General features: G+C 60.9%; 18 protein-coding genes. 12 read left to right on the top strand and 6 right to left on the bottom strand.

The window, feature by feature from the left end:
- Positions 1-16 precede the first annotated feature (16 nt).
- The gene (locus FIU90_RS11145) at positions 17-643 is read left to right on the top strand and encodes a glutathione S-transferase family protein (protein ID WP_152434823.1); all 627 of its coding nucleotides are present in this window, start codon (positions 17-19) and stop codon (positions 641-643) included.
- Positions 644-689: 46 nt separating this feature from the next.
- Positions 690-1778: a DUF2855 family protein gene (locus FIU90_RS11140; RefSeq protein WP_152434822.1), complete on the top strand. Its 1089-nt coding sequence runs from the start codon at positions 690-692 to the stop codon at positions 1776-1778.
- On the opposite strand, the gene FIU90_RS11135 is transcribed toward FIU90_RS11140, so the two are convergent.
- The 4 genes from FIU90_RS11135 to FIU90_RS11120 form a co-directional block, all read right to left on the bottom strand.
- Positions 1775-2611, bottom strand: coding sequence for an SDR family oxidoreductase (locus FIU90_RS11135; RefSeq protein ID WP_152434821.1), 837 nt, complete (start codon positions 2609-2611; stop codon positions 1775-1777). The genes FIU90_RS11140 and FIU90_RS11135 overlap by 4 nt on opposite strands.
- A complete protein-coding gene (locus FIU90_RS11130) occupies positions 2608-4374 on the bottom strand; it encodes an amidohydrolase family protein (RefSeq protein WP_152434820.1) in 1767 nt (588 codons plus the stop codon). Before FIU90_RS11130 ends, FIU90_RS11135 begins: the two co-directional genes overlap by 4 nt.
- Positions 4375-4446: 72 nt before the next feature.
- Complete coding sequence (locus FIU90_RS11125; protein ID WP_234029500.1) at positions 4447-5316, bottom strand: alpha/beta fold hydrolase; 870 nt, start codon at positions 5314-5316, stop codon at positions 4447-4449.
- 124 nt (positions 5317-5440) lie between these two features.
- Positions 5441-7138: an alpha/beta fold hydrolase gene (locus FIU90_RS11120; RefSeq protein ID WP_152434819.1), complete on the bottom strand. Its 1698-nt coding sequence runs from the start codon at positions 7136-7138 to the stop codon at positions 5441-5443.
- Between the two features lie 269 nt (positions 7139-7407).
- Between FIU90_RS11120 and FIU90_RS11115 the strand changes: the two genes are divergently transcribed.
- The 4 genes from FIU90_RS11115 (at position 7408) to FIU90_RS11100 (ending at position 17434) form a co-directional block, all read left to right on the top strand.
- A complete protein-coding gene (locus tag FIU90_RS11115) occupies positions 7408-9561 on the top strand; it encodes a bifunctional diguanylate cyclase/phosphodiesterase (RefSeq protein WP_152434818.1) in 2154 nt (717 codons plus the stop codon).
- A 212-nt stretch (positions 9562-9773) separates the two neighbouring features.
- Positions 9774-11921 (top strand): bifunctional diguanylate cyclase/phosphodiesterase, encoded by a 2148-nt coding sequence (locus FIU90_RS11110; RefSeq protein WP_234029499.1) that lies wholly within the window; start codon positions 9774-9776, stop codon positions 11919-11921.
- Between the two features lie 94 nt (positions 11922-12015).
- Positions 12016-13833, top strand: a complete 1818-nt coding sequence (gene lepA, locus FIU90_RS11105; RefSeq protein ID WP_152434817.1) for a translation elongation factor 4 — start codon at positions 12016-12018, stop codon at positions 13831-13833.
- 49 nt (positions 13834-13882) lie between these two features.
- Entirely contained in the window at positions 13883-17434 is a 3552-nt protein-coding gene (locus tag FIU90_RS11100) for a DNA methyltransferase (RefSeq protein ID WP_199799328.1), read from the top strand.
- Between the two features lie 124 nt (positions 17435-17558).
- Here FIU90_RS11100 and FIU90_RS11095 read toward each other — a convergent pair whose 3' ends face one another.
- On the bottom strand, positions 17559-18377 hold the full coding sequence (locus FIU90_RS11095) for a hypothetical protein (protein WP_152434816.1): 819 nt from the start codon (positions 18375-18377) through the stop codon (positions 17559-17561).
- A 110-nt stretch (positions 18378-18487) separates the two neighbouring features.
- Between FIU90_RS11095 and FIU90_RS11090 the strand changes: the two genes are divergently transcribed.
- Positions 18488-19282 carry an outer membrane protein assembly factor BamD gene (locus tag FIU90_RS11090; RefSeq protein ID WP_152434815.1) on the top strand — a complete coding sequence of 265 codons (795 nt, stop codon included), beginning with the start codon at positions 18488-18490 and terminating at the stop codon, positions 19280-19282.
- A gap of 12 nt (positions 19283-19294) precedes the next feature.
- Here the strand turns inward: FIU90_RS11090 and FIU90_RS11085 are convergent, their stop codons facing one another.
- Positions 19295-20881, bottom strand: coding sequence for an EF-hand domain-containing protein (locus FIU90_RS11085; RefSeq protein WP_152434814.1), 1587 nt, complete (start codon positions 20879-20881; stop codon positions 19295-19297).
- A 184-nt stretch (positions 20882-21065) separates the two neighbouring features.
- Between FIU90_RS11085 and recN the strand changes: the two genes are divergently transcribed.
- Genes recN through ligA form a run of 5 tightly spaced genes read left to right on the top strand, consistent with a single transcriptional unit; the run spans position 21066 to position 25666 of the window.
- The gene (recN, locus tag FIU90_RS11080; protein ID WP_152434813.1) at positions 21066-22733 is read left to right on the top strand and encodes a DNA repair protein RecN; all 1668 of its coding nucleotides are present in this window, start codon (positions 21066-21068) and stop codon (positions 22731-22733) included.
- Positions 22733-23110: a putative quinol monooxygenase gene (locus FIU90_RS11075; RefSeq protein WP_152434812.1), complete on the top strand. Its 378-nt coding sequence runs from the start codon at positions 22733-22735 to the stop codon at positions 23108-23110. The genes recN and FIU90_RS11075 overlap by 1 nt, the downstream gene beginning before the upstream one ends.
- Positions 23111-23158: 48 nt before the next feature.
- On the top strand, positions 23159-23347 hold the full coding sequence (locus tag FIU90_RS11070) for a hypothetical protein (RefSeq protein ID WP_152434811.1): 189 nt from the start codon (positions 23159-23161) through the stop codon (positions 23345-23347).
- Between the two features lie 55 nt (positions 23348-23402).
- A complete protein-coding gene (locus tag FIU90_RS11065) occupies positions 23403-23597 on the top strand; it encodes a hypothetical protein (protein ID WP_152434810.1) in 195 nt (64 codons plus the stop codon).
- Positions 23594-25666, top strand: a complete 2073-nt coding sequence (gene ligA, locus FIU90_RS11060) for an NAD-dependent DNA ligase LigA (protein ID WP_152434809.1) — start codon at positions 23594-23596, stop codon at positions 25664-25666. The genes FIU90_RS11065 and ligA overlap by 4 nt, the downstream gene beginning before the upstream one ends.
- Positions 25667-25673: the final 7 nt, after the last annotated feature.

The following is a 25673-nucleotide window of genomic DNA, read 5'->3' as shown; positions in this document are numbered from 1 at the left end:
TGCGGTCCTGCGCGCCATGACTGCGCAGGTCCGCATTTTCGGGACGGTCATTTCGACCTACACCCGGATCGTCGAAATCGTTTGCGAGGAGGCGGGACTCAGTCACGAGACGGTCCCGACAGCCGCTCGCTCGCCCGAGAACCGACACCCCTTCGGCAGGATTCCGGTGGTCGAGATCGACGGGCTTGAGCTGATCGAGAGCGTCGCAATCGCAAACTACATTGACAATGCCCACAATAGCGGTGCTCTTCAGCCATCTGCACCCGCGGCTCGGGCGCTTTCTGACAAATGGGTCGCAATCGCAAATAACTACCTGTTTCCCATGTTCGAGCACGGGCTGGTGATGCCCTGGATCATGCACCGTGTCGCCGGATATCCACTCGAACGCGAACGCATCGAGCGTGCGCTTCCAGATATCAGCCGAGCCCTCGGTTTCGTCGAAGCTGCACTATCCGAAGGCGGCGCATGGACTGCAAACGGCTTCACCTTGGCAGACGTGTTTCTCTATCCGGTGTTTCGAGGCCTGCAGCTGACCCCGCAAGGTGAAGTCGGCATCGCGCAGTGCGATCACATTTCCGAGTGGCTGGAAGAGTGCGAAAAGCGCCCATCGATTGTCGCAACACGGTGGGAAAGCGAACCCTGATCGGTTAGAGGTTCCGCCAGCAGGACCAACGAGGAGACGCCGACACATGACCATCCAGCAAGTCCATGTCCGCAAGGACGAACTCGATCACGCCGATCTCGTCCAAGTCGAGCCGGGCGAGCTCGCGGACGGGGCTGTTCGGCTCAAAATCGAAAGCTTCTCGGTGACCGCGAACAATATCACATACGCGGTGGTTGGCGACGGGTTCGGTTACTGGAATTTCTTTCCCGCTCCCGAAGGCTTTGGAATCGTCCCGATGTGGGGGCACGCCAAGGTGGTCGAGAGCAAGCATGATGAGATTGAAGTTGGCGAGAGGGTTTATGGCTATTTGCCGATGGCGACCCATCTCGATGTACGTCCGGGCAATGTCTCACCCTCCAGCTTCATGGACTCTACCGATTATCGCCAGCCGATGAGCCCGGTCTACAACACCTATCGCCGACTCGCCTCTGACCCGGAGCATGATCCTTCGCGCGAAGCTGAACGGATGGTGTTCGGTCCGCTTTTCACAACCGGTTTCCTCATCGAGTATTTCTTGCGCAACGAGGACTGGTTCGGCGCCGAACAGGTGGTCCTCACCAGCGCTTCGTCAAAGACGGCGATGGGCCTTGCCGCAGTTGCCAAGCAGAACTCGCCCAGCATCAAGCGCGTTGGATTGACGTCCGAGAGCAATGTCGAATTTGTCGAGGGCACGGGGCTGTACGACAAGGTTTATTCCTATGAGAGCGTAGGCCTTCTCTCGATCAATCCTTCCGTAGTGGTCGATTTCGCTGGCAATGCGGGGTTGCTCGCCAAAGTGCACGAACACTTTGGCGATGTGCTCAAGTATTCATGCCTCGTCGGTGCGACGCATATCGAGGAGCGCGGGGAGGGCGGCCTTGCTGCCGATCGCGGCTTGCCGGGGCCGAAGCCCACATTGTTCTTCGCTCCTGATCACGCGGTCGCGTTCTTCAAGGAGCACGGCCAGGAAGAAGGCGGGAAACTGCACGCCGTTGCTTGGCGGGAATTTCTCAAGAGCGTCGAGGGTACGGTCGAGATCGTCAGGAAACAGGGCCTCGAGGCTGCACGCGAAGTCTATCTCGAGATGATCGGCGGCAATGTCGATCCGTCCAAGGGGATCGTGATCGAGCCCTAGCTCTCGGCGTCTTCACGCCCGAGTGCATAGTGGAAAAAGCCGTGATGTTGCGCGCGGTGGCGGGTCTCCATGCGCGCTTCGGTGTCTTCCTCCGTCGGGACGATGCACCAGCCGCCGCCGCGCCCCAGAACGGTGTCGAGACCTTTCTCGAGCACTTCAGGACCGGGCTGGGCGCGCCAGTGATCGCCGATCTCGTCGGGCGCTGATCGGGCGCCACCGAACCTATCGGGCCGGGCTTGCGCGGCGTTCCAGATTTGCGTGTTGAGAATGCCCGGGCACAGGATCGTAACGCCTATGCCATCCTCGGCCAGCTCGGCCGTAAGCGCCTCTCCGATAGCTGCTGTCATTTGCTTGGTGGTCGCATAGAGCGTGAAGGGGCCGCTGACAGGTACGACAGATGCGGAGCTAGCTGTAATTCCCACATGACGTGAGCCGGATTGGGCTTTCAAGGCCGGTAGCCACGCCCTGGCGGTGTGAACGGGCCCCATGACGTTGACACCCATGAGCCAGTCGAGCGTGCTCTCTTTCGCCTCGCACACGGTGTCTGCGCAACCGACTCCGGCATTGATCCAGAGCAATGATGGCTCAACTCCCTGGGCGATCAGCTTCTCGGCGACGCGTTCCGTCTCCTTGCGATCCGAAACATCGCAGCCATGCGCGCGCGATGCCAGCCCGCAAAGCCGAGCGGTTTCCTCTGCCTCGTAGGCGTCGATATCGAGCGCGCAGATGCGCATGCCCTTTGCGGCGAAGTGCTGCGATAGCCAGCGCCCGATACCTCGACCGGCACCGGTGATGACGGCCCAGTCGTCGGGCTTGGGTTTGTATCCGGTCATTCCGCCGCTTCGGCGAACTCTGCGCGCTGTGGCCCTCGGATAAGGCCACCGGGCGTTTCACCGGTCCATTTGCCGTTTCGGAAGGTTACGATGCCGTTCTTGATCGTGCAGACATAGCCATTCGCTTTTTGCAGGAGCCGCTTGCCGCCCGCTGGAAGGTCGAAAGCCAGCCACGGACGCCCGAGCTTCAACCGTTCCATGTCGATCACGTTAAGATCGGCCAGGTATCCTGGCGCGATCACGCCGCGATCTTCCAGTCCGTAAAGCACGGCGGTGTCACGGCACTGCCGCTTGATCGCGTGTTCGAGGGTCAGCCGGTCGCCGCGCCGACGACCTTTGACCCAGTGCTCCAGCATGAACGTGGGCGAAGCCGCATCGCAGATCGTCCCGCAATGCGCGCCGCCATCGGACAAAGAGTTGACTGTGTCTTCGGCCTGCTGGAGCGGTAGGAGGAAATCGAGATTGCCGTCCGCATAGTTGAGGATCGGCAGGTAGATGAACCCGGTCGCGTCCTCGCGGCACAGCATGTCGTAGGCGTACTCTTGTGGATCGACACCAGCGGCCTCGGCCCGAGCATTCACGCTTGCGCTTGCATCGGGCTCGTAATCGAAGTCCGGATCCATTTCGTATTGCAGCGCCCAGCCTTGGGTGATGACCATGACGACAGGCAGGATGTCCTGCGGCGCTTCCGCATAATCGTTCGCCTCGGACAGCAACCGCTTCTTGAACGCGGGATCGAGCAGCTTGGCCTTCTGCTCCTCCCATGGAAGATCCTTGATCGCCTGCCAGCTTGGGCGGAAGGCGAACGGGTTCACTGTCCCCTGCCACGCCATGATGATCCCGTTTCCGCGCAGCGCGATTTGGGCGACGATGTTCGCGCCGTTGTCGTTTTGCGCGCGCATTTCGCTGATCTGCTCTTCGAGGGGCAATTCCTTCGCGATCGATTGGAGGGCTGCGAAAGTGACGGGGATTCCGGCCTCGCGCGAAAGCTTGCCCATCCACTCGAATTCATTCCAGTCGCGCTGGAGATCGCTCGCCATTTCGAACACGGCGTGCCCGCCGGCATCCCTCCCGCGGCCCATCGCTTTGCCGATCGCGACGAGTTCTTCAGGTGTGGCAGTGGTGCCCGGCACCAGTTCGCCATCGACCGATTTGTGCAGCACTGTGCGAGAGGTGGAGAAACCGAGGGCGCCGGCGCGAATGCCTTCCTCGACAATTTCGCACATCTTCTCGATGTCTTCCTGGGTCGGAACCGCGCCGGGCTGTTCGCGGTCGCCAAGAACATAAGCCCGGACCGCACCGTGCGGGACGTGGGTGCCGACATCGACCGTTCGCGGGAGCTTTTCGAGGGCATCGAGATATTCGGGGAATGTCTCCCAATCCCATGTAATGCCTTCGGAAAGCGCGGTTCCGGGAATATCCTCGACCCCTTCCATCAGACTGATGAGCCATTCGTGGCGGTCGGGCTTGGCAGGAGCGAAACCGACCCCGCAATTGCCCATGACTACCGTGGTCACGCCGTGCCAACTAGAGGGAGCCATCTCTTGGTCCCACGTCGCCTGACCGTCGTAATGCGTGTGAATATCCACAAAGCCGGGCGCGACGACCTTTCCGGCCGCGTCAATCTCTTCCGCCGCAGCGCCAGAGACATTTCCGACTTGTGCGATGAGGCCGTCCTTGATCGCGACATCGCCCGTGAATGCGGGCGCACCAGTACCGTCCACGATCGTGCCGCCGCGAATTATGAGGTCGAAAACAGCCATTATCCTTCTCCCAATCTGGAAGAAAGAATGTCCTATCCGCGCCGGCTAGTCCAGCGCATCAAATTGTTAAGGTCACGCTGCGGCGGACTTGAAGCGCTGCGCTTCCTCTGCCGTTTCGGGCGCGTCGAGGAATTCGCGGATCAGCGCGACGCTCTCGTCCGAGTGGGTGAGGAGGAAAAGGTGCCCGCCGCCCTCGATCATTTCGAGCCGTGAATTGGGGATCATGGCCTTGAGGATCTGGCCGTTGATCGGGCGCACGATCTGGTCGTCGTCACCCATCATGATCAGCGTTTCGCTCTTGAGGAATGGCAATGCGGGAAGGCTGGTCCAGCCGAGCATGCACAGCAACTGGTACATATAGCCGCGAGGGGAAGGGGGTTTCAGCCGCCCAATATGGCTGTCCCTCTGGTGCTCGGCTCCATCCTTGTCCACTCCGCCATACAGCGTTGCGAAGTGTTCGTTCATGAAATCTGGATCGATGTACCGGCGCGGATCGGCCATCTTGGTGAAGGCCGCCGGCTTGCCCGGAACCATGGCCATGCCCGGCGTGGTCGCGATCAGGGTAAGCCGCCGGGTGCGATTGGCGTGCTGGAGCGCAAAGTGCTGTGCCATCGCGCCGCCCCAACTCACACCCATGACGTCAACCTCGTCGATGCCGTGCCGGCCAAGCAGCTCCGCTGCGGTCCAGCTCATGGTGAAGGGATTGTAAGGCACTACGGGATCGGGCGATTCGCCAGTTCCCGGCATGTCGAACATGATGAAACCACGCTCGGGAAGGGCCTCGGTCAGAGGAGCCACTGCTTCGATATTCGCCCCGATGCCGTTGAAGAACAGGATCGGCAAGTGTTCGGACGGCTCATTGAGCCTCCAGCTAGCAACCCGTAGCGTCCGGCCGCCCACCTGTTCCATAGAGACGACCGCCTGGTCCATCACATCTGCCACGTACTTTCAGTCCTTTCTGCACGCTTCCCAGACTAAGGAAACGCGGGTGGGAAGCACCCTCGTAGATCCCTTACGAGGGTGCTTCCCATAAGCTTGCCCCCCGCTTGAGGGCGGGTGCCGTTTATCAGACTTCCTCGAGTACGTAGAGTCCAGGAGCCGGGTCCATGGGCTTATGCTTGGTGCTCCCCAGCTTTTTGGGCGCGGCCTTCTTGTTGCCTGAGCGTTTTTGGATCCACTCCATCCAGTAAGGCCACCAGCTGCCTTTCACTTCTTCGGTTCCTTGCAGCCACTCATCGGCGGTCGCCGGGAGTTTGCCCTTCTTCTTCTGCACGTAATATTTTGCCTTGGGATTGCCCGGCGGGTTGAGGATCGCTTGCATGTGACCCGATTGGCTGAGGACATAGGTTACGTCCTTGGAACCGAACAGCTGAGTCGAACGATAGGTCGCTTTCCACGGGGTGATGTGGTCGGTCACGCCGCCCAGGATGAACAGGTCAGCCGTGACTTTCGACAAGTCGACCTTGTGATCGGCCATCTCGACTTCGCCTTTCTTGGTGAAGGCTAGCGTTTCATAAAGCGTCAGGAAGTCGCCCATCAAGCTTGCCGATAGATTGGTCGCATCGGCGTTCCAGTAGAGGACGTCGAAAGCCGGCGGGTCCATCCCGAGCAGATAGTTGTTGATCACATAATTCCAGATGAGATCGTTCGGGCGCAGCCATGCAAAGCCACGCGCAAGATCGTCCGCCTTGATGATCCCTGCCTTCTCGGCGCGCTGCCGGGCGAGTGCCATGCCGTTTTCGCTGACAAGGGAGCCTGCCTCGATATCGGTCTGCTTCGGGTGGAGGACGCAAACCATCAACGTGAGCGTACCGAGGATATCGTTGCCGGTTGCGGCAAGCTTCGATGCAAGGACCGAGGCAGTCTGCCCGCCCGAGCAGCCGGCGGACACGTTGACCTTCTTCGAGCCGGTGATCTCGGAGACAACCTCGAGCGCTTCCTCGCATGATGCGATGTAATCGGCCATGTCCCAGTGGCCCTGCTCCTTTGACGGGTTGCGCCACGAGATAACGAAGGTCTGCAGCCCGTTATCGACCTGCCACTTGATGATCGACTTCTCCGGCGAGAGGTCATTGATGTACATCTTGTTGATCTGCGGCGGGATCGTAAGCTGCGGGATCTCATATACTTCGTCCGTTGTCGGAGCATACTGGACCAGTTCGAACATTTCAGTGCGGTAGACTACCGAGCCTTTCGAGGTCGCGATGTTCTCACCCAGCTTGAACGGGCGCTTGTCGACCTGGCTGACCATCCCCTTGTTGTGCACCAGATCATTGTAGGCGTTCTGAAGGCCTTTGATGAGCGACAGGCCGCCTGAATTGATTACCTGTTTTTGGGCAATCGGATTGCCAATGAGCGTATTGGTCGGCGCGAGGCCATCAAGGATGATGTTCGCGATAAAGTTCGCGCGGTTGCGCTCGAGCTCGTCGAGCTCGAGCTCTTCCAGCCAGTTGCGCATACCCTTTTGCACCGCGAGATAGTACTGCGCGCCGGCGCGGAAGAACGGGTTATATTGCCAGGCCGGATCCTGAAATCGTTTGTCCTTGGGGTCGGGCGCCAGATCGCTCTTGCCGGTCATGATCTTGATCATGTCTTCGCCCATCGAACGCGCGTGCCGGAAAGCGCGGTTGGGGTCCGATGCCGTTTCGCGTAGCAGCAAAGCGACTGCGCCGACGAAATCCTCACGCGCCACGCCGATCAGGGGGCCCAGCGCGTTGGTCGATTGGGCCGCTTCGTTTTCAAGCTTAACGGTGCCGTCTGACATGTTGTCCCCTTTTCTTGAGCGCCCATTCGAGAGGCGCGAACTCTCTCAACCCAATCCACATGCATCGTGCCCCGAAAAGTTGCAAGCGCGCGGGCATAGAGCAGCATCTGGCCGTGGAACTAGGGTTAACCAATATTAGCCCTTCCTAAACGATTCACCTGCTAGTCGCCCGCACCAGAAATAGAATTCCCGGGGGAGTACTGCGCTTCATGGGTGGCATTTTGTCACGGATTTCAGGCTTGTCGACGAGGACGGCCAGGGGTGGAGGGATGGCCGCACCGCTTTCACCTATCCGATCATCCGACACCGGACGGCGAGCAAGCTTGCTCGACAGTCTTGAGAAGTCCGAACTCGGTTGGTTCTGGGCGAGCGACGAGGCAGGGCGGCTCATCTACCTGTCCGAACCTGCATTGGACCGAATAGCCGAGATCGAAGGTCATTTGATTGGCAAGCAACTTGTCGACATCTTCGAAGATGACGTCGGAACTGAGGCCGGATCGCCTCACAGGCCATTGAAATTCCAGTTTGCGGCTCGCAACTCATTGCGTCCGACTATCGTCAAGATCAGGACCGGCGCGAAGACCGCCTGGTGGGAGATTTCCGGCGCACCGCGGCTTTCGAAAAGCGGCAAGTTTTGCGGCTATCACGGGATTGCCCGTGATGTGACAGCATCGATTGCCAGCCAGCGAGACGCGGAGAAACTTTCGCGTTTCGACTCCCTTACAGGCCTTTCCAATCGTCACCGGATCACACAGAAGCTCGACACGACGCTCGACGCGTTCAGAGCTGCGAAGCGAAGCTGTGCTATCATGTTGCTCGATCTCGATCGCTTCAAGCAGGTCAATGACACATTGGGCCATCCGGCGGGCGACGAGCTGCTCAAGCAACTGGCGGCGCGTTTGAAACGGTTGGTGGGCGAAAGGGGCGAAATCGGACGCCTCGGCGGAGACGAGTTTCAGATCATCCTTCCGGATATCGAGGACCGCGGCGAACTTGGCGAGCTTGCCCAGCGGATCATCGAAATGGTCTCGCAGCCCTATTCGGTAAACGGGGTGAGGGCGGTTGTTGGCTGCTCGATCGGCGTTGCGATTGCGCCATTCGACGGCATCGAGTGCCAGGAACTCATCAAGGCTGCGGACCTGGCGCTTTACGCATCCAAGGGCGGTGGACGTGGCCAATACCGTTTCTATTCCAGCGATCTGCGCGATCAGGCCATTCACCGCCATCAGATCGAAGAAGACCTGCGCGATGCGCTTTCACGCGAAGAGCTGGAAATGTATTACCAGCCGATCGTGTCAGCGACCGATCACAAGGTCGTTTGTTTCGAGGCGCTGATGCGTTGGCACCACCCGGAGCGCGGGCAAGTGTCACCAGCCGAATTCATACCTGTTGCTGAAGAGGTTGGTCTCATTCGCGAGATGGGGGAGTGGGCGATTCATGACGTCTGCAAACGCGTTGCGTCATGGCCTGCGAACGTGCGTGCTGCCATCAACGTATCGGCTGTACAGTTCGCTTCCGACGACCTGATCGACACCGTCAGGAACGCGCTCAAGTCATCCGGCGCCGACCCTGCGCGTATCGAGCTCGAGATCACCGAAAGCGTGTTCGTCGGCGACATCGATCGCGCGCTACGTATGTTCAGGGATCTCAAGCGGCTGGGCGTGCGCCTTGCGCTGGATGATTTCGGGACCGGCTATTCTTCGTTGAGCTATCTGCGCGATGCGCCGTTCGACAAGATCAAAATTGACCAGAGCTTTGTGCGAGGTTGCACCGAAGATGGAAACAACAACGGCGCGATTGTTTCGGCCGTGGTGAGCCTTGCGCAGGCCCTCAAGATGGAAACAGTTGCGGAAGGCGTAGAAACGAAGGACGAACTTGAGGCGGTCATCGAGCATGGCGCGATGAGTATTCAGGGCGCGCTGTTTTCCCGTCCGCAACCCGCCAGCGTCGTCGAGGAACGCTTCGAAACCGGAGAGCTGGTCTACGAGATGCTTGGGCCGGAGAAATTCCGCTCCGACCGTCGGACCGAATTCCGCAAGATCGGGCTCGTGCACGAGAACAGTCGCTATCAGGTGTTCTTGCGCAACCTGTCAAAGAGCGGCGCCAAGATCGAGGGACTGCTCGATGTTCCGGTTGATACGGATGTCGTCCTCGATCTCGGCGGTGGGCAACTCGTGGTCGCGACAGTCCGTCGCTCCCAAGGTTATAGTCAGGGCGTTGAATTCGAAACGCAACTGATCAGCGATGGTGCCGATGGTCTTTGTACCCGCCATCGTGTGTCGCCCTACCAGATCGAAGCTGCAGGCCGCCCGCTGCGTGCGCTGAATGACGATGAAGTGACGACATATACGGGCGCAAGCAGTGCGGGTGAAAAGCGCTTCATGGAGGTCGATCTCGTGGCCGATCGCGAGAATTCCCACTGACTGACCCAAGCCATTGGCCTCCATCATGTTTTACACCGCAAAGACGCGGAAAGGCTGTTCGAGATTGTCCGACATTTCGATCTCGATATTAGCAGAAAAATAACCAACCGGATTTACTGATACGAGAGGTTCGGATCGATCCGTGCCCTAAAATGCTTGGAGGAATTGCTCAGGTGCCCCTGAAGGGTCTCTTGTCATCAAAAGGCGCAAGCGTGCTTCGCAGTCGTCGAGGCGCGGCCTCGACGCTGTCCGACAGCGACCGCCTGGCGATGCTCGATGAGCTCGAGAATTCGGGACTTGGCTGGTTCTGGGCGAGCGATGCCGACGGCAACCTCAGCTATCTCAGCGCCGCCATTGCAGAGCGTCTCGACATGTCGCTCGACGAACTGATCGGCCAGCCGCTTCAGACGATCTTCGAACCGATTGACGGAGATGGCCGGACCAAATCGCTGTCGCTGATGTTTGGTGCGCACAAATCATTCTCCGGTTTCGCAGTGCGATCTGCGAAAGGTCGCGATGGGTTCGTCCTGCGCCTGTCTGGCAAGCCGATCTTCTCGGGCAAGAAGTTCGCAGGCTTCCGCGGGACCGGTACCGATATCACCTCCGAGTATCACCGCGAGGCCGAAACCCAGAAACTGGCAAAGTTCGATTCCCTGACAGGCCTTTCGAACCGCCACCGGATGGCGCATCAGATCGAGACGACGCTAACCGCATTCAAGGCAGCAAAGCGCAATTGCGCAATCCTGATGCTCGATCTCGACAAGTTCAAACAGGTGAATGACACCCTCGGCCACGCAGCAGGTGATGAACTCCTCAAACAGGTCGCCAGCCGCCTGAAACGCTCGATAGAGCGTGAATGCGAGATCGGGCGCCTTGGCGGTGATGAATTTCAGGTAATGATCCCCGATCTCGACGATCGCGGCGAGCTTGGCGATATCGCCATGAAAATCATCACCATGCTCAAGCAGCCTTATTCGCTTGACGAAGGGCGCTGTGTGATCGGGTGTTCGGTCGGCATCGCCATCGCCCCGCATGATGGTGTGACCGGCGACGAGATCGTGCGATCCGCCGATCTTGCGCTCTATGCGGCGAAGAATGGTGGGCGAGGGCAGTACCGGTTCTATTCGGGCGACCTCGAAAACGAAGCTATCTTCCGCCGCCGCCTCGAAGCTGACCTTGGCACTGCGGTCCGCGAAAAGCAGTTGTTCCTCAAGTATGAACCGATCGTCGATGCGAAGAGCCAGAAGGTCCGCGCGCTCGAAGCCCATATTTGCTGGAATCACGAACAGCGCGGCGAGATCGACGAGGAAGAATTCGCATCGATCCTTGAAGGATCGAGCAGCGTGCTCGAGGTGGGGAAATGGGCGATCGGAGAGGCCTGCCGCCACGCGGCCTATTGGCACGAAAGCGTCAACGTTGCGGTCAACGTACCGGTCCCGCTGTTCAACCACAGTGACTTTGTCGAAGAAGTCAGCCGCGCTCTTCACGAAGCGGACATGGCGCCGAACCGGCTCGAACTGGAAGTCAGCGAAGCGGTGTTCTTCGGTGACACCAATGCGGTCGACAGGACGCTTGCCCAGCTATTCAAAATCGGCGTGCGTCTCACGCTCGACGAGTTTGGCAGTGGCTATTCCTCGCTCGCCTATTTGCGCCGCGCGCCGTTCGACATGATCAAGATCGACGAGAGGCTCATCGCGGAAGCTGACCGTCACGACAGCCGTGAATTGGGTCTCATCCGCGCGATCGTAGCCCTCTCCGGTGCGCTCGAGATGGAAACGATCGCTGACGGGATCGAGTCGAACACGCTTCTCGCTTCGCTTCTCGATTGCGGGATCGATCGCGTTCAGGGCCCGATTTTCTCCGATCCTGTGAGCAAGGAGGAAGCTGAGTCCGAGCTGTTGGGCGAGGGTTGGGTCATCGAGCCAAGCGGCGACCGCACGAAGCGCGCGCGGCGCCGTACCGTCTATCGCAAAATACAGGTCATTCACGACGACCATTCCTATGAAGTCACACTGCGAAACCTTTCAAAGACCGGTGCACTGATCCAGGGGCTAGCGGACGTGCCCAAAGGCACGCAGTTCGTGGTCGATCTTGGTGGCGGACAACTCGCCGTCGCAACGGTTATCCGCGCGATGTCGGACACGCAGGGTCTCGAATTCGAACAGCACTTAGTGGATGATGGATCGGGCGGTCTTTGTACACGTCACCGAGTGTCGCCCTATGCGCTTGCTTCGGCCGGCGCTCCGCTCGCAGCGCTTTCACCCGGCAATTACAAAGGCATGCAAGGCGGTTTGCTCGGGCAGCAGGCTAGCGTGCCGCAATTCGGATATGCCGCATCGGCGACGAACGAAGCGGCATAAGGCCACGCGTCACAAACCGCTGCTTCCGCTAGTACCCGCGGTTGCGTTTTTCGCGAATGACAATGGGTCCGAGCATCGCTAAATGCGCGGGCAAATGACCGATCTTTCCAAAATCCGCAATTTTTCCATCATCGCTCACATCGATCATGGCAAGTCCACGCTCGCCGACCGGTTGATCCAGTTCACTGGCGGCCTGACCGAGCGCGAGATGAAAGAACAGATCCTCGACAACATGGATATCGAGCGCGAGCGCGGCATCACGATCAAGGCGCAGACCGTGCGGCTGAACTACACCGCGCGCGATGGCGAGACTTACCAGCTCAATCTCATGGACACGCCGGGGCATGTCGACTTCGCCTACGAGGTTTCGCGCAGCCTCGCCGCGTGCGAGGGTGCACTCCTGGTGGTGGATGCGGCGCAAGGCGTCGAGGCGCAAACGCTCGCCAATGTCTATCAGTCGATCGAGCACGACCACGAAATCGTTCCCGTCATCAACAAGATCGACCTGCCCGCCGCCGACTCCGAGCGGGTTAAGGAAGAGATCGAGGAAGTGATCGGCCTTGATGCATCCGAAGCTGTCATGACGTCCGCCAAGACGGGAATCGGGATCGAGGACGTTCTCGAGGCCGTTGTTGCAAAGATCCCACCGCCAAAGGGCGAGCGCGACAAACCCCTGAAAGCCAGCATCGTCGACTCATGGTACGATCCCTATCTCGGCGTCGTCATTCTGGTCCGCGTGATCGAAGGCGTGCTTTCCAAGGGCCAGCAAGTGAAGTTCATTCAGGGGGGCACCCAGCACCTGATCGACCGGGTCGGGGCCTTCACCCCCAAACGCATCGATCTCGACGAGCTGGGCCCGGGAGAAATCGGCTTCATCACCGCGCAGATCAAAGAAGTCGAGCAGGCTCGCGTCGGCGATACGATCACGACCGTGAAGAATGGCGCGAGCGAACCCCTGCCGGGCTACAAGGAAGTGCAACCGGTCGTCTTCTGCGGCCTCTTCCCGGTCGATGCCGCCGACTTCGAGAAACTGCGCGAGAGCATTGGCAAGCTGCGGTTGAACGATGCAAGCTTCTCGTACGAGATGGAAACCAGCGCGGCACTGGGCTTCGGCTTTCGTTGCGGTTTCCTCGGCCTGCTGCATCTCGAGATCATCCAGGAGCGCCTCAGCCGCGAATACGATCTCGACCTCATCACCACCGCGCCGAGCGTCGTCTACCGCGTTCACCTGTCCAAATCGAAGATCGAGGACGCGAAGGTCATCGATATCCATAATCCTGCCGACTGGCCGGACGTGAACCGGATCGAGAAGATCGAGGAGCCGTGGATCAAGGCGGTCATTTACACGCCGGACGAGTACTTGGGCGCGATCCTCAAGCTGTGCCAGGACCGCCGCGGCATCCAGACCGATCTCACCTATGTCGGAGGGCGCGCGCAGGTGACTTACGAGCTGCCGCTGAACGAGGTGGTGTTCGATTTCTACGACCGGCTCAAGTCGATTAGCAGGGGCTATGCCAGCTTCGACTACGAGCAGATCGGGAGCCGCGAGGGCGACCTTGTGAAGATGAACATCCTCGTCAATGGCGAGCCGGTGGATGCGCTCTCGCTGATCGTCCACCGCTCGGTCGCAGAAGAGCGTGGTCGCGGCATGTGCGAGCGGCTTAAGGACTTGATTCCACGGCACTTATTCAAGATTCCGATCCAGGCCGCACTGGGCGGAAAGATCATCGCCCGCGAGACAATCCCCGCGCTTCGCAAGGACGTTACCGCCAAATGCTATGGCGGCGACATCACCCGCAAGAAGAAGCTGCTCGAAAAGCAGAAGAAAGGGAAGGCGAAGATGCGCGAATACGGCAATGTGAGCATCCCGCAGGAAGCCTTCATCGCGGCGCTCAGGATGGGGGAGGAGTAGCTACTCTTTCCCTCTTGTTTCAGTTGAACTTTTTCCGCATTCAGGATTGATGGGGGAAGTCGACCAATCCGCGCTAGCCAAGCTTGTTGCCGAGGCCAAGGCTTCGGGCGGATCGGAAATAGCGAACGCGCAGTCCTTCATCATCTACCTCACGCAGGCGCTTGGCCTCGAACCGCCCAAGCTCCAGGGCGAAGAAACCGCACTTTCCGACTACGTGTTCGAACGCCCGGTCAAGTTTCGGCGCGGCGGCGGCACGGGCCGGATCGACTGTTACAAACGCGACTGCTTCATCCTCGAGGCCAAGCAGTCAGCGAAGCGCAAAAAGGCGCGCGAGACCGAACAACTTGAACTTGCCGGCATCGAAACCGCGCAAAAGTTGGGTCACGCCAAACGCGGCACCAAAAGCTGGGACAAGGTCATGATCGCCGCGCGCCAGCAGGCAGAGGATTACGCCCGCGCGCTCCCCGACGACCATGATTACCCGCCTTTCCTGCTAATCGTCGATATCGGCAACGTGATCGAGGTCTTTGCCGATTTCTCAGGCCAGGGCCGCAACTACACGCAATTCCCCGATCGCCAGTCCTACCGGCTGTCGATGGACGATCTGCTCCAGCCCGAAGTGCAGACCCGCCTGCGAACGATCTGGACCGATCCGCACGCGCTCGACCCGGCAAAGATTTCCGCCGCCGTTACCAAGGACATTGCCGAACGCCTCGCGAAGATCGCCCGCAGCCTCGAAAAGCATCACGAGCCCAAGGACATCGCCGAATTCCTGATGCGGTGCCTGTTCACGATGTTTGCAGAAGACGTGGACCTGATCCCCGATCACGGCTTCCAGAAACTGCTCGAACAGATGGTTGACACGCCCGAGAATTTCGGCCCGGCCTTGGAAAGCCTGTGGCGCGTGATGAACAAGGGCGGATACGCGCCGCATCTCAACGCGACGCTCAAACGCTTCAACGGCATCTTCGGCAATCCCAAGGTCCTGCCGCTCGATGCCAGCGACATTCGCGAATTGTGGCTCGCGGCAAAAAAGGACTGGCGCGACGTCGAACCGGCAATCTTCGGCACGCTGCTCGAACGCGCGCTCGACAAGCGTGAGCGGGGCAAGCTGGGCGCGCATTTCACCCCGCGCGTCTATGTCGAGCGGCTGGTGGTCCCCACCATTATCGAGCCGCTGCGCGAGGATTGGGAGGAGGTGCGCCAGCTGGCAGAGGATTTGCGCAGCGCTGGCAAGGACGAGGCGGCAAAGGAGGCGATGCGCGCCTTCCACCATCAGCTGTGCACCACGCGCGTGCTCGATCCGGCCTGCGGGACGGGCAATTTCCTTTACGTGAGCCTCGAGCTGATGAAGCGACTTGAGGGCGAGGTGCTCGAAGCGCTGGAGGCTCTGGGCGATGATGAAGCGCGCCTGCTGCTCGATGGCGAGACGGTAAGCCCGCGACAATTCTACGGGCTTGAGGTCAACAAGCGCGCGGTTCCGATTGCCGACGTTGTTCTTTGGATCGGATATCTAAAATGGCAACTGCGCACGGTCGGGGCTGAGCAAATCGCCGAACCGATCCTTGATGAATATGGCACGATTGTCGAACAGGACGCGATCCTCGCCTATGACCGGCAGGAATTGTTGCGTGACGGGGAGGGCAAGCCGCTCTCTCGCTGGGACGGGGAGACGATGAAGCTTCACCCGATCACGGGTGAGGAAATCCCCGATCCCGATGCGCAGGTGCCGCTTTACACCTATTCAAACCCGCGCCGCGCCGATTGGCCCGAGGTCGAGTTCATCGTCGGCAATCCGCCCTTTATCGGGGGCAAGGGCATGCGCGCCGAACTGGGCGATGGCTATGCCGAGGCCGCGTGGAAGGCGAGGAAGGACGTGCCGGGTGGCGCGGATTTCGTGATGCATTTTTGGGACGAGGCGGCGACGCGCCTTCTGGCGAAGGCTCCCAAGAGCAAGAAAAACCCGCTGCGCCGGTTCGGCTTCATCACCACCAATTCCATCACACAGACATTCAGCCGCCGCGTGGTTGAGCGGCATATGAATGCGAAGCTGCCTTTGAGCCTTGTCTATGCCGTGCCCGACCATCCGTGGCTGAAGGCGAGCGACAAGGCGGCGGTGCGGATCGCGATGACCGTTGCGGTGCGCGGCGAGCGGCAGGGGAAGCTTGCCAAGGTTGTGCATGAGAGCGGGCTCAACACCGATACGCCCGAAGTGCGGTTGGAGAGCGATGAGGGGAAGATTACGAGCAAGTTGACGCTTGGGGCGGATTTGTCGAAACTCATGCCGCTCTTTTCGAATGAGGCCCTTTCAAGCCGTGGTGTCTCACTTCACGGCTCTGGTTTCATCGTTTCGCCAAAGCAAGCCGCTGACCTCGGCCTTGGGAAAATCGCCGGTCTCGAAAAGCACATTCTCCATTACTGTAATGGGCGCGATCTCGCTTCGAACCCTCGTGGTGTGATGGTGATCGACCTGTTTGGGTTGAATTCGCATGAGGTGCAGGAGCGCTTTCCCAGCGTCTATCAGCATATCGTGGATACCGTGAAACCGGACCGGGATCAGAACAACCGCGCGTCATACCGCGACAACTGGTGGATATTCGGGGAGCCACGCGCTGATCTACGTCCGGCGCTGGATCGGCTTGATCGCTACATCGCGACCATCGAAACGGCGAAACATCGATTCTTTCAGTTTCTTGATAACTCAATCCGGCCCGACAACATGCTGGTTGCGGTCGCATTATCCGGCGGTAATGCGCTCGCGGTTTTATCTAGTCGCCTGCACGTCAGTTGGACATTGAGAGCGGGCGGCACCCTAGAGGATCGTCCAAGGTACAACAAAACCAAATGTCTTGACCCCTTCCCATTTCCGATACTGATCGACAGCCAAATTGATCGGTTGAATGGGTTAGGCGAGCGCCTTGACGCCTTCCGCAAGGAGCGGCTTGCGCAGCACGAATTCCTCACCATGACCGATATGTACAACGTGCTCGAACGGCTGCGCGAACTCGAGAACGGCGCCGACGTCGCGCTGCTTTCGGATAAGGAAAAGGACATTTACGAGGCCGGGCTGATCTCGGTTCTCAAGGACATTCACGACGAGATCGACCGCGAAGTGTTTGCCGCCTATGGCTGGGAAGATTTGGGAGAGCGGCTCGTCGGGAAGCCTGGCGCGACTACGCCCAGCCCGCATAGGTCGGAAGATCAGGAAGCGGCGGAGGAGGAATTGCTCACGCGCCTCGTCGCGCTCAATCAGGAGCGCGCGGCGGAGGAAAAGCGCGGGATCGTGCGCTGGCTGCGCCCCGATTTCCAGAAACCGCGCCTCGCGCACAAGGTGAAGGGTCAGGAAGACCTCGATATCGATCTTGTCGAAGCGGGGGTCAGCGAGGAGCGTCCGTGGCCCAAGGACGAGCGCGAACAGTTTGCGGTTATGCGCGATGTGCTCGCCGAAGCCGACGCGCCGCTATCTGCTCAGGCGATCGCCAGCCTGTTCAAAGGCAGGAACACCGCAAAACGCAAGCAACGCGTCGCACGAGTGCTCGAAATTATGACCGACATGGGCGGCGTCCGGCAAAGCGGAGAAGGTTTCTTCCTGCCGCGCTGACGGGAAACCTCCCCTCCTTACTGAAGAAGGGGATTGAGGGGTGGTTTCGAGGCGACAGCCTCTTCGAATCTAGTCGGTGCTCCAGCCACCACCCCCAACCCCCTCCTCTGGGGGAAGAGGGAGCCTAGGAATCAAAACTGTCGTCCTTCAGCGTCCAGCTGGTCTCCGGCACCTTCGGCTCCGGCGGCGTCGTCTTCCGTCCCGGCTCCGCGTTCACCGCCTCCCTCGGCCCCGCGAGCAGCTTGCGCCTCGAATCTTCCTCCGCCGCGATGCGCTCCATGTCGCGGGTGCGCAGTTGCTCGAAGCGCTCCCATGCCGCGCGGGTGTCCTCCGATAGCCGCTCCCATTCGCGCTGGCGTCGCATTTCGGTCTCGAGGCGCAGGCCCTCGATCTTCGCATCGATGCTCGCGCGGATTTCCTCGGGGGTGGGGGCGTTGGCCTTGGCCTCGGCCTCCAGTTCTTCGCGGATTTCCTTGCGCAGTTTCATCGCGAGGCGGGCGGTTTCGCGGCCTTTCCAGCCGGGGTCGCTTGCGCCGCCACCTCCGCCAAAGCGCTCCGGTGCGCGGCGTTCGAGCATGAACATCAGCAGCCGGTCGTTATAGGCGCGGCGCGTTCCGACGATCTCGCCGCGGTGGTAGACCGGCTCCTCGACGCCGTTGAGCGCCCGGTCCATCGCGACGTCCTCGATCCGTTGCACGCCGATGTCGAGCGCGGCCTCCCACGCCTTGCGGAAGCTTTCCGCCTCGGGGTGGCGGCGCAGCTTGTAGATGTGGTGCTCGCCCACGCCCATGCGGCGGCAGGCCGAACGCACGCTGCCGGTTTCGGCGAGCAGCTCGATGAACTCACGCTGGCGATCCGCGCTCCACCCGCCGCGGCGCATGCGTTTGCGCGGAACGGGGGTGAAGTCGGGGATGATGCGGGCGGGGAGATTGGGTTTGGTCATGGGGGTGAGGGTGATTGTGAACCACAAATGCGGCGAGTAGGAAAATTGGCGGGGTAAGCGCTCCTAACTTCACTTGGCGTTCACGCGGGCGCTGGCTATACGGCAGCCCCATGTTGACCAAAGTTCGCACTCCGCTGCTTCGCGCTGCTCTTGTCGGCGCCACGATCCTCACCACCACCGCCTGTGCGGGAGGCTCCGCCGAGGAGGACGTCGCCTATGTCGCGCGCGACGTCGAATCGCTTTATGCCGAGGCGCAGAGGCGGCTCGATCGCGGGAACACTCTGCTCGCCGCCGCCTTGTTCGACGAGGTGGAGCGCCAGCATCCCTATTCGCCCTGGGCTCGCCGGGCGCAGCTGATGAGCGCGTTCAGCTATTACATCGCGCGCGATTACAACAAGGCGATCCAGAACGCGCAGCGCTTCCTCTCGATCCACCCGGGTAACAAGGATGCGCCCTACGCCTATTACCTGATCGCGCTTTCCTATTACGAGCAGATCAGCGACGTGAACCGCGACCAGAAGATCACCGAACAGGCACGCACCGCGCTGCGTGAGGTGAACCGGCGATTCCCGCAAACCGAGTATGCGGCCGATGCGCGGTTGAAGCTCGATCTCGTCGAGGATCACCTCGCGGGCAAGGAGATGGAGATCGGGCGGTTCTACCAGCGTTCGGGCCAGTGGCTCGCGAGCGCTTTGCGGTTCCGCAACGTGGTCGAGAATTTCGACACGACCAGCCACACGCCTGAGGCGCTCTATCGCCTGACGGAGAGCAGCCTTGCGCTGGGCCTGCGCGAGGAAGCGGTGAAATATGCCGCGGTGCTGGGCGCGAACTATCCGGGCAATGAGTGGTACGAAAAGGCCTTCGAGCTGGTCAACAAACACGCGCCCGACGTGCAGCCTAGCTGATCCGGCGCGGCGCTAGCGAGTTCGGTTCCTCCGCCCTTCGCGGCATTCTCGTTTCCAGTTCGGGCGTGTTGCATCGGCTTCGCTCATCACACAGCTGTGACCGGGATTGCCTTCGGGTGGTGTAACGCCTTCGGATACGATGAAGTTGGTCGAGTGCGCCCCAGCGAGGCCCGAGGGCCAGTGGGCGATTTCGCGGGTCAGCAGCAGCCTGTCGCGGCCTGCGCGCTTCAGCGCCCCGCGTGCGAGCAATTGTGCAAGACCGAATTCTTCGGGCATGATGTCATAAGTCCCGACCGGCTGGCTGGTCACAAGCGTCTTCGGATCGATGCGTGCGATCCCTCCCGGTGAAAAGCGAACAGCCTCGGCCCACATTTCAGCCTCGAAGCCTTTGGGGGCGGGCAGGTCCCTGCGCTCGGCACGCTTAGCCTCGCCAGAGGGCAGGGAAACGCGCACCGGGCCGTATTCGCTCGCAACCACATCCATCGGCCGCCCGGCGACAAGCTCGCCGATCCGGTCAGGCCCGTCTCGCTCTCCATCCCTGAACCGCCAACCGTCGCGCAGGCATCCGCTCCCTACAACAGTGAGGCGATCCTTGCCGATGCCGGTAACCGCGACGGCAGAGCGAACGGGCCGCTCATCATCGGGATCGCGAGCACTCGCACCGGTTTCGTAGGATCCCGCAACCACCCGCTCGATTCGGTCGGACGCTCCACTGAAGCGCCAGATCATCGCGTCGTACGAACTGAGGACGAGATAGAGCGGGCGGCTGCCCGGTTCGATCGTCACGTCGATCACGCCCGTTTCGGTATCGTAGCTGCCGACCCAGGCAGTAGAGATGACGTCGCTTTCATAAACGCCGTAAGCGACCAGTTGTGCGTCTTCGCTGGCCTTGGGCAACACGCAGCCCAGCTCGATCATGCGCTGACGTTCGCGTATCTCGTGCTGATATTCACGGATCGCTTCGGTTTCGGGGGCGTCGACGATCCCGTTCCCGTTGTAATCGAAATGGTCGAACACCCGCCCGGCTGCTTCGAGCAGCTCGTTCACAGTCAGGCGTCCGTCGCCCCCGGCGTCCAGTTCGAGCAGCTTTGTGGCCTGATCTTCAACGCCGCGCCGCTGATCCTTGCCGCGCGCCATTGCCTCCTTGATTGTCGCGGTGCCATCGCCATCGGTGTCGAGCCGCTTCATCTGCGCGTCGGCCTCGCTTTCACGCGCTTCGGCGCTCGCTGCGCTGGAATACTCGATGATTTCATCGCGGGTTACCTTGAGATCGGCGTTGTAATCATATTGCAGCAGCGCGCTCACCAATCCTGCGCGCCGCCGCGCCTCGCCCCGCGCGCGTGCGCGAGCAACATCGCGCTGATCCAGCCCATCTGCATCGCGATCGAGCGAACGCAAGGGGCGCGCGACCGAGGACAGATATTGCTCGCGCGCGCTATTGCTGTTGAGCGTGTTGATCAGAAAGCCACCGGCGGCCGTCATCAGTTCGCTGTCGGACTTGTCCGATTGCGCATGGCCTGCGCTGCAGGACAGCAATGCGGAACCGCCCAGCATGACGATCAACGCGCCGCCGACCGAAGGGATCCTGAATGCCTTCATGTAACTCACCTCATTACCAACACCGCGCTTTTCGCCCCACAACTATCGCTCTGATTGCACCAAACCCTTAATTCCATGCGGATTATTCCGATTTTCTCCTAGGAAGCCTTGCAAAACCACGCGCGGATAACGTGCGTGCCATGACGTGACGGGGCGTTTCCCAGTCGCTAAAGCTGATCGCCTGATGCTGACCCGGCTTTCGATCCGCAACATCGTCCTTATCGAAGCGCTCGATCTCGATTTCGGGCGGGGGCTTGGCGTGCTGACGGGCGAGACGGGGGCGGGCAAGTCGATCCTCCTCGACGCGCTCGGCCTGGTGCTCGGTGACCGCGCGGAGACGGCGCTGGTGCGCGCAGGCGAGGCCAAGGCGAGCGTCGCCGCCAGTTTCGAGTTTGCGGAGATCCCGCAGGCGATTGCCGACGCGCTCGACGACGCCGATATCGAGATCGAGCCGGGCGAACCGCTCATCATCCGGCGGCAGGTGAAGGCGGATGGGGGGTCAAAGGCCTTCATCAACGACCAGCCCACCAGCGTCGCCCTGCTGCGAGAGCTTGCTTCGGCGCTCGTCGAACTTCACGGACAGCACGATGATCGCGGCCTTGTAAACCCGCGCGGTCATCGCGCGCTGCTCGATCGCTATGCCGGGACCGACAATGCCGGGCTCGAACGCCACTGGCACCGCTGGGCGAAGGCCGAGGCGCAATTGGCCGAAGCGCGCGCGGACGTCGAACAGGCAAAGGCCGACCAGGACCTGCTGATCGCGCACCTTGCCGAGCTTACAGCGCTCGAACCGCAAGCGGGCGAAGAAGCCCGGCTCGCGGGCACGCGTGCCGACATGCAGAAGGCGGAGAAACTCTCGGGCGAATTGGAAGAACTGCGGCACATCTGGGAGGGATCGGATTCGCCGCTCGCCAGCTTGCGTGTCGCGGCGCGCCGGCTCGACCGGATTGCCGAACAACACCCCTTGCTCGCAGACGCGCTCGCGGCGCTCGATCGCGCGGTGATCGAGGCGGGCGAGGCGGAGGACAAGCTGGAGGTCGCCGCCGAGGCGCTGGTCCACGATCCTGCGGCGCTCGATGCGGCGGAAACGCGCCTGTTCGAGCTGCGCGCGCTTGCTCGCAAGCATCGCTGCGAGGTCGACGACCTGCCCGAAAAGATGCGCGAGATGCGCGCCAAATTGGACGCGATCGAGGGCGGGGAGGCGCAACTCGACGCGCTCGAAGCCGCCGCGAAGGAAGCGCGCGAGAGCTACGTCGCCTTTGCCGAGAAGGTCCAGAATGCGCGGATCAACGCCGCCAAGAAACTCGACAAGGCGGTGGCCGCCGAATTGAAGCCACTGAAGCTAGACGCCGCGCGGTTCCTCACCTCGATCGGCTCGCTGCCCGAGGACAAGTGGGGCGCGCACGGCATGGACAGCGTCGAATTCCTGATCGCGACCAATCCCGGCGCCGACTTCGCGCCGCTCGCAAAGATCGCGTCCGGCGGCGAGCTGTCGCGCTTCATCCTCGCGCTGAAGGTCGCGCTGGCGGAGAAGGGCGGGGCGGCGACGATCATCTTCGACGAGATCGACCGCGGCGTCGGCGGCGCGGTGGCATCGGCCATCGGGGAGCGCCTCGCGCGGCTCGCGGCCGATGAAGGGCAGCTGCTCGCGGTAACGCACAGCCCGCAGGTCGCGGCGCGCGGCAACACGCACTATCTGATCGCGAAAAGCTCTAGCGGCACGGTGACCAAGACCAGCGTGGTCCTGCTCGACGAGGCTGGGCGGCAGGAAGAGATCGCGCGAATGCTGTCTGGCGCGGAGATCACCAGCGAGGCGCGGGCACAGGCGGACCGGCTGTTGGAGGGGGTTTGATGGAGCGGCGTGAGTTTATCGGAGTAGCAGTTGCGTCGTTGCTTGCGGGATACGCTCCGGCAGCAATCGGAAGGATCGAGAACATGGAAGAAGTCTACGGTATCATTGGCCAGATGAAGACGGCGGAGGGCAAGAGGAGCGAGGTGATTGCGGCCTTGGTTGAGGGCACGAAGGACATGCCCGGCAACATTGCATATCTGATCGCCGAGGATCTCGAGGACGAGAACTCGATCTGGATTACCGAGGTGTGGCAGACGAAGACAGATCACGCGAACAGCCTGAAATTGCCATCAGTGCAGGCCGCCATCGGAAAGGCGCGTGAGCATATCGTTGGATTCGGCACCCGGGTCGAGACGAAGCCGGTTCTGCGTGGCTAGCGTACGCGCAACAAGGACGCAGGCGGACCGGCTGCTGGAGGGGGTTTGATGCCGATCGGCTTGGAAGCCCTGTTGCTCACCATTCCAATAACTCTTGGAATAGGTTTCGCACCCTTTTTGATTTGGGCGATCATCAAGCAGCAACACGTGAAGTTGATTGCCTTTATGTATGTCGGCGTGACCATAACCTCGGTGCTGGCAATCGGATTGTTTTCCTTGGCGGAGGGTGCTCGTTGAGCAGGCGACAGTCGAACCACCCCCCGACCCCCTCCTTGTCCAAGGAGGTGGAGTGATGGCCATCACCTTGTTTGAGCTGGTGATGGGGTGGGTTTTCCTTGCAGCCCTTGGCCTCGGTCTGGTGACCTTCATCGTTGGACTTCGCCAGAAAGAAAGAGACCGCAAGCTTCTCCATTTTGCCGTCGCGTCGGCCCTCCCACTTGGGGCTTGGGTGATACTGATGGCAGGGAGCGCTCTGGGAATTCCATGACAGAAGACATTACCGAAGCCGAAGCTGCGAATGAACTTATGCGCCTTGCCAAGGCGATCGCAAAGCACGACCGGCTCTATCACGCCGAAGACTCGCCCGAGATTTCCGACCCGGAATACGATGCGCTGGTGCGCCGCTATGCCGAGCTGGAAGCGCGCTTTCTACATCTCGCGCCCAAGGATTCTCCGCTGAAAAGGGTCGGCCACTCGATCGCCGCCTCGCCGCTGTCCAAGGTCCGTCACGAGGTTCGCATGATGAGCCTCGACAACGCATTTTCGCGCGAGGAGGTCGAGGAATGGACCCAGCGCGTGCGCCGCTATCTGGCGCTGGATGAAAGCGTTCCGCTCGCGATCACCGCCGAGGACAAGATCGACGGTCTTTCCTGCTCGCTGCGTTATGAAAAGGGCGAACTGGTACGCGCGGCGACGCGCGGCGACGGTGAGGTGGGCGAGGACGTGACCGCCAATGTCGCGCATATCGGCGACATTCCGAAACGCATCCCGGCCAGGGGGAAGGCCGCCATGCCAGACGTGTTCGAGTTGCGCGGCGAAGTCTACATGTCAAAGGCCGATTTCGCCGCGCTCAACGAAGCGCAGGAAAAGGCGGGCGGCAAGCTGTTCGCCAATCCGCGCAACGCCGCGGCGGGATCGCTGCGTCAGAAAGACCCGAGCGTCACCGCCCGGCGCCCGCTCAAATTCTGGGCCTATGGCTGGGGCGCTGCCTCCGAGGTGCCGCGAGACACGCAATACGAGATGATGCGCCTGATCGAGAGCTGGGGATTTCCCGTCTCGCCTTTTCTGACGCTGACCCACAGCGTAGATGAAATGATCGCGCATTACGACGAAATCGGCCGCCAGCGCCCCGATCTCGGCTACGAGATCGACGGGGTCGTCTACAAGGTCGACCGGCTCGATTACCAGCAGCGCCTCGGCTTCGTGGCGAAAGCGCCGCGCTGGGCGCTCGCGCACAAATTCCCCGCAGAACAGGCAGAGACGACGCTTGAGGCGATCGACATCCAGGTCGGGCGCACCGGAAAGCTCACTCCCGTGGGTCGGCTGGCGCCGGTCATGGTGGGCGGCGTGATGGTCTCGAACGTCACGCTCCACAACCGCGACGAGATCGAACGGCTTGGCCTGAGGCCCGGCGACCGGGTGTTGGTGCAGCGTGCGGGAGATGTCATTCCACAGCTTGTGGATAACCTCACCCGCGATGTGGAGCGCGAACCCTTCGTCTTTCCCGATCATTGCCCCGAATGTGGCAGCGAGGCGGTTTCGGAAGAAGGCGAGGTCGATGTGCGCTGCACTGGCGGTCTCATATGTCCGGCGCAACGCACTCAAAGGCTTGAACATTTCGTCAGCCGCAAGGCGCTTGATATCGACGGGTTCGGGTCGAAGACCATCGCGCAGTTCTTCGCGCTGGGGTGGCTCGAAAGCCCTGCCGATATCTTCCGCCTGAAGGAGCGCCGCGAGGACATCCTCGCCCTCGACGGCTGGCAGGAGCGGTCTGTGGATAACCTGCTCAAGGCTGTGGAAAGCCGGCGCGAACCCGATGCGGCGCGGCTGCTGTTCGGCCTTGGTATACGCCATATCGGCGAGGTAACCGCGCGCGACCTGATGAAACATCTCCACGAGCTGCCGAAATTGCGCGAAGTGGCTGAAAGGGCACGCAAAGGTGACGAAGATGCGATCTTGGAACTCACCAGTATCGACGGGATCGGCCCTAGCGTAGTCGAGGCGCTTGGTGACTTTTTCCACGAGCCCAAGAATGTCGAGGTGTGGGAAGACCTGCTGAGCCTGGTGAACCCTCCGCGTTACGTGGTCGAAACGCTGGATTCGCCAGTGGCCGGCAAGACGGTCGTGTTCACCGGCAAGCTAGAAACCATGAGCCGCGATGAGGCAAAAGCGCAGGCCGAACGGTTGGGCGCGAAGGCTGCTGGCAGTGTTTCTGCCAAGACTGACCTGCTGGTCGCGGGACCGGGTGCAGGCTCGAAGCTGAAGAAAGCGCAGGACCTGGGCATCGAGGTCATAGACGAAGCAGGCTGGGCCGAGATCGTGGCGGCAGCGGTTTAAGAAAGGA

This window comes from Erythrobacter sp. THAF29 (assembly GCF_009363635.1).
Taxonomy (GTDB): domain Bacteria; phylum Pseudomonadota; class Alphaproteobacteria; order Sphingomonadales; family Sphingomonadaceae; genus Erythrobacter.
This window is presented reverse-complemented; position numbering and strand designations above follow the sequence as displayed.

Bases quoted from the DNA above. Each gene is read 5' to 3' on its own strand.
- FIU90_RS11145 (WP_152434823.1), top strand. From the start codon at position 17: ATGACTGCGCAGGTCCGCATTTTCGGGACGGTCATTTCGACCTACACC.
- FIU90_RS11140 (WP_152434822.1), top strand. From the start codon at position 690: ATGACCATCCAGCAAGTCCATGTCCGCAAGGACGAACTCGATCACGCC.
- FIU90_RS11135 (WP_152434821.1), bottom strand. From the start codon at position 2,611: ATGACCGGATACAAACCCAAGCCCGACGACTGGGCCGTCATCACCGGT.
- FIU90_RS11130 (WP_152434820.1), bottom strand. From the start codon at position 4,374: ATGGCTGTTTTCGACCTCATAATTCGCGGCGGCACGATCGTGGACGGT.
- FIU90_RS11120 (WP_152434819.1), bottom strand. From the start codon at position 7,138: ATGTCAGACGGCACCGTTAAGCTTGAAAACGAAGCGGCCCAATCGACC.
- FIU90_RS11115 (WP_152434818.1), top strand. From the start codon at position 7,408: ATGGCCGCACCGCTTTCACCTATCCGATCATCCGACACCGGACGGCGA.
- lepA (WP_152434817.1), top strand. From the start codon at position 12,016: ATGACCGATCTTTCCAAAATCCGCAATTTTTCCATCATCGCTCACATC.
- FIU90_RS11100 (WP_199799328.1), top strand. From the start codon at position 13,883: ATGGGGGAAGTCGACCAATCCGCGCTAGCCAAGCTTGTTGCCGAGGCC.
- FIU90_RS11095 (WP_152434816.1), bottom strand. From the start codon at position 18,377: ATGACCAAACCCAATCTCCCCGCCCGCATCATCCCCGACTTCACCCCC.
- FIU90_RS11090 (WP_152434815.1), top strand. From the start codon at position 18,488: ATGTTGACCAAAGTTCGCACTCCGCTGCTTCGCGCTGCTCTTGTCGGC.
- FIU90_RS11085 (WP_152434814.1), bottom strand. From the start codon at position 20,881: ATGAAGGCATTCAGGATCCCTTCGGTCGGCGGCGCGTTGATCGTCATG.
- recN (WP_152434813.1), top strand. From the start codon at position 21,066: ATGCTGACCCGGCTTTCGATCCGCAACATCGTCCTTATCGAAGCGCTC.
- FIU90_RS11075 (WP_152434812.1), top strand. From the start codon at position 22,733: ATGGAGCGGCGTGAGTTTATCGGAGTAGCAGTTGCGTCGTTGCTTGCG.
- FIU90_RS11070 (WP_152434811.1), top strand. From the start codon at position 23,159: ATGCCGATCGGCTTGGAAGCCCTGTTGCTCACCATTCCAATAACTCTT.
- FIU90_RS11065 (WP_152434810.1), top strand. From the start codon at position 23,403: ATGGCCATCACCTTGTTTGAGCTGGTGATGGGGTGGGTTTTCCTTGCA.
- ligA (WP_152434809.1), top strand. From the start codon at position 23,594: ATGACAGAAGACATTACCGAAGCCGAAGCTGCGAATGAACTTATGCGC.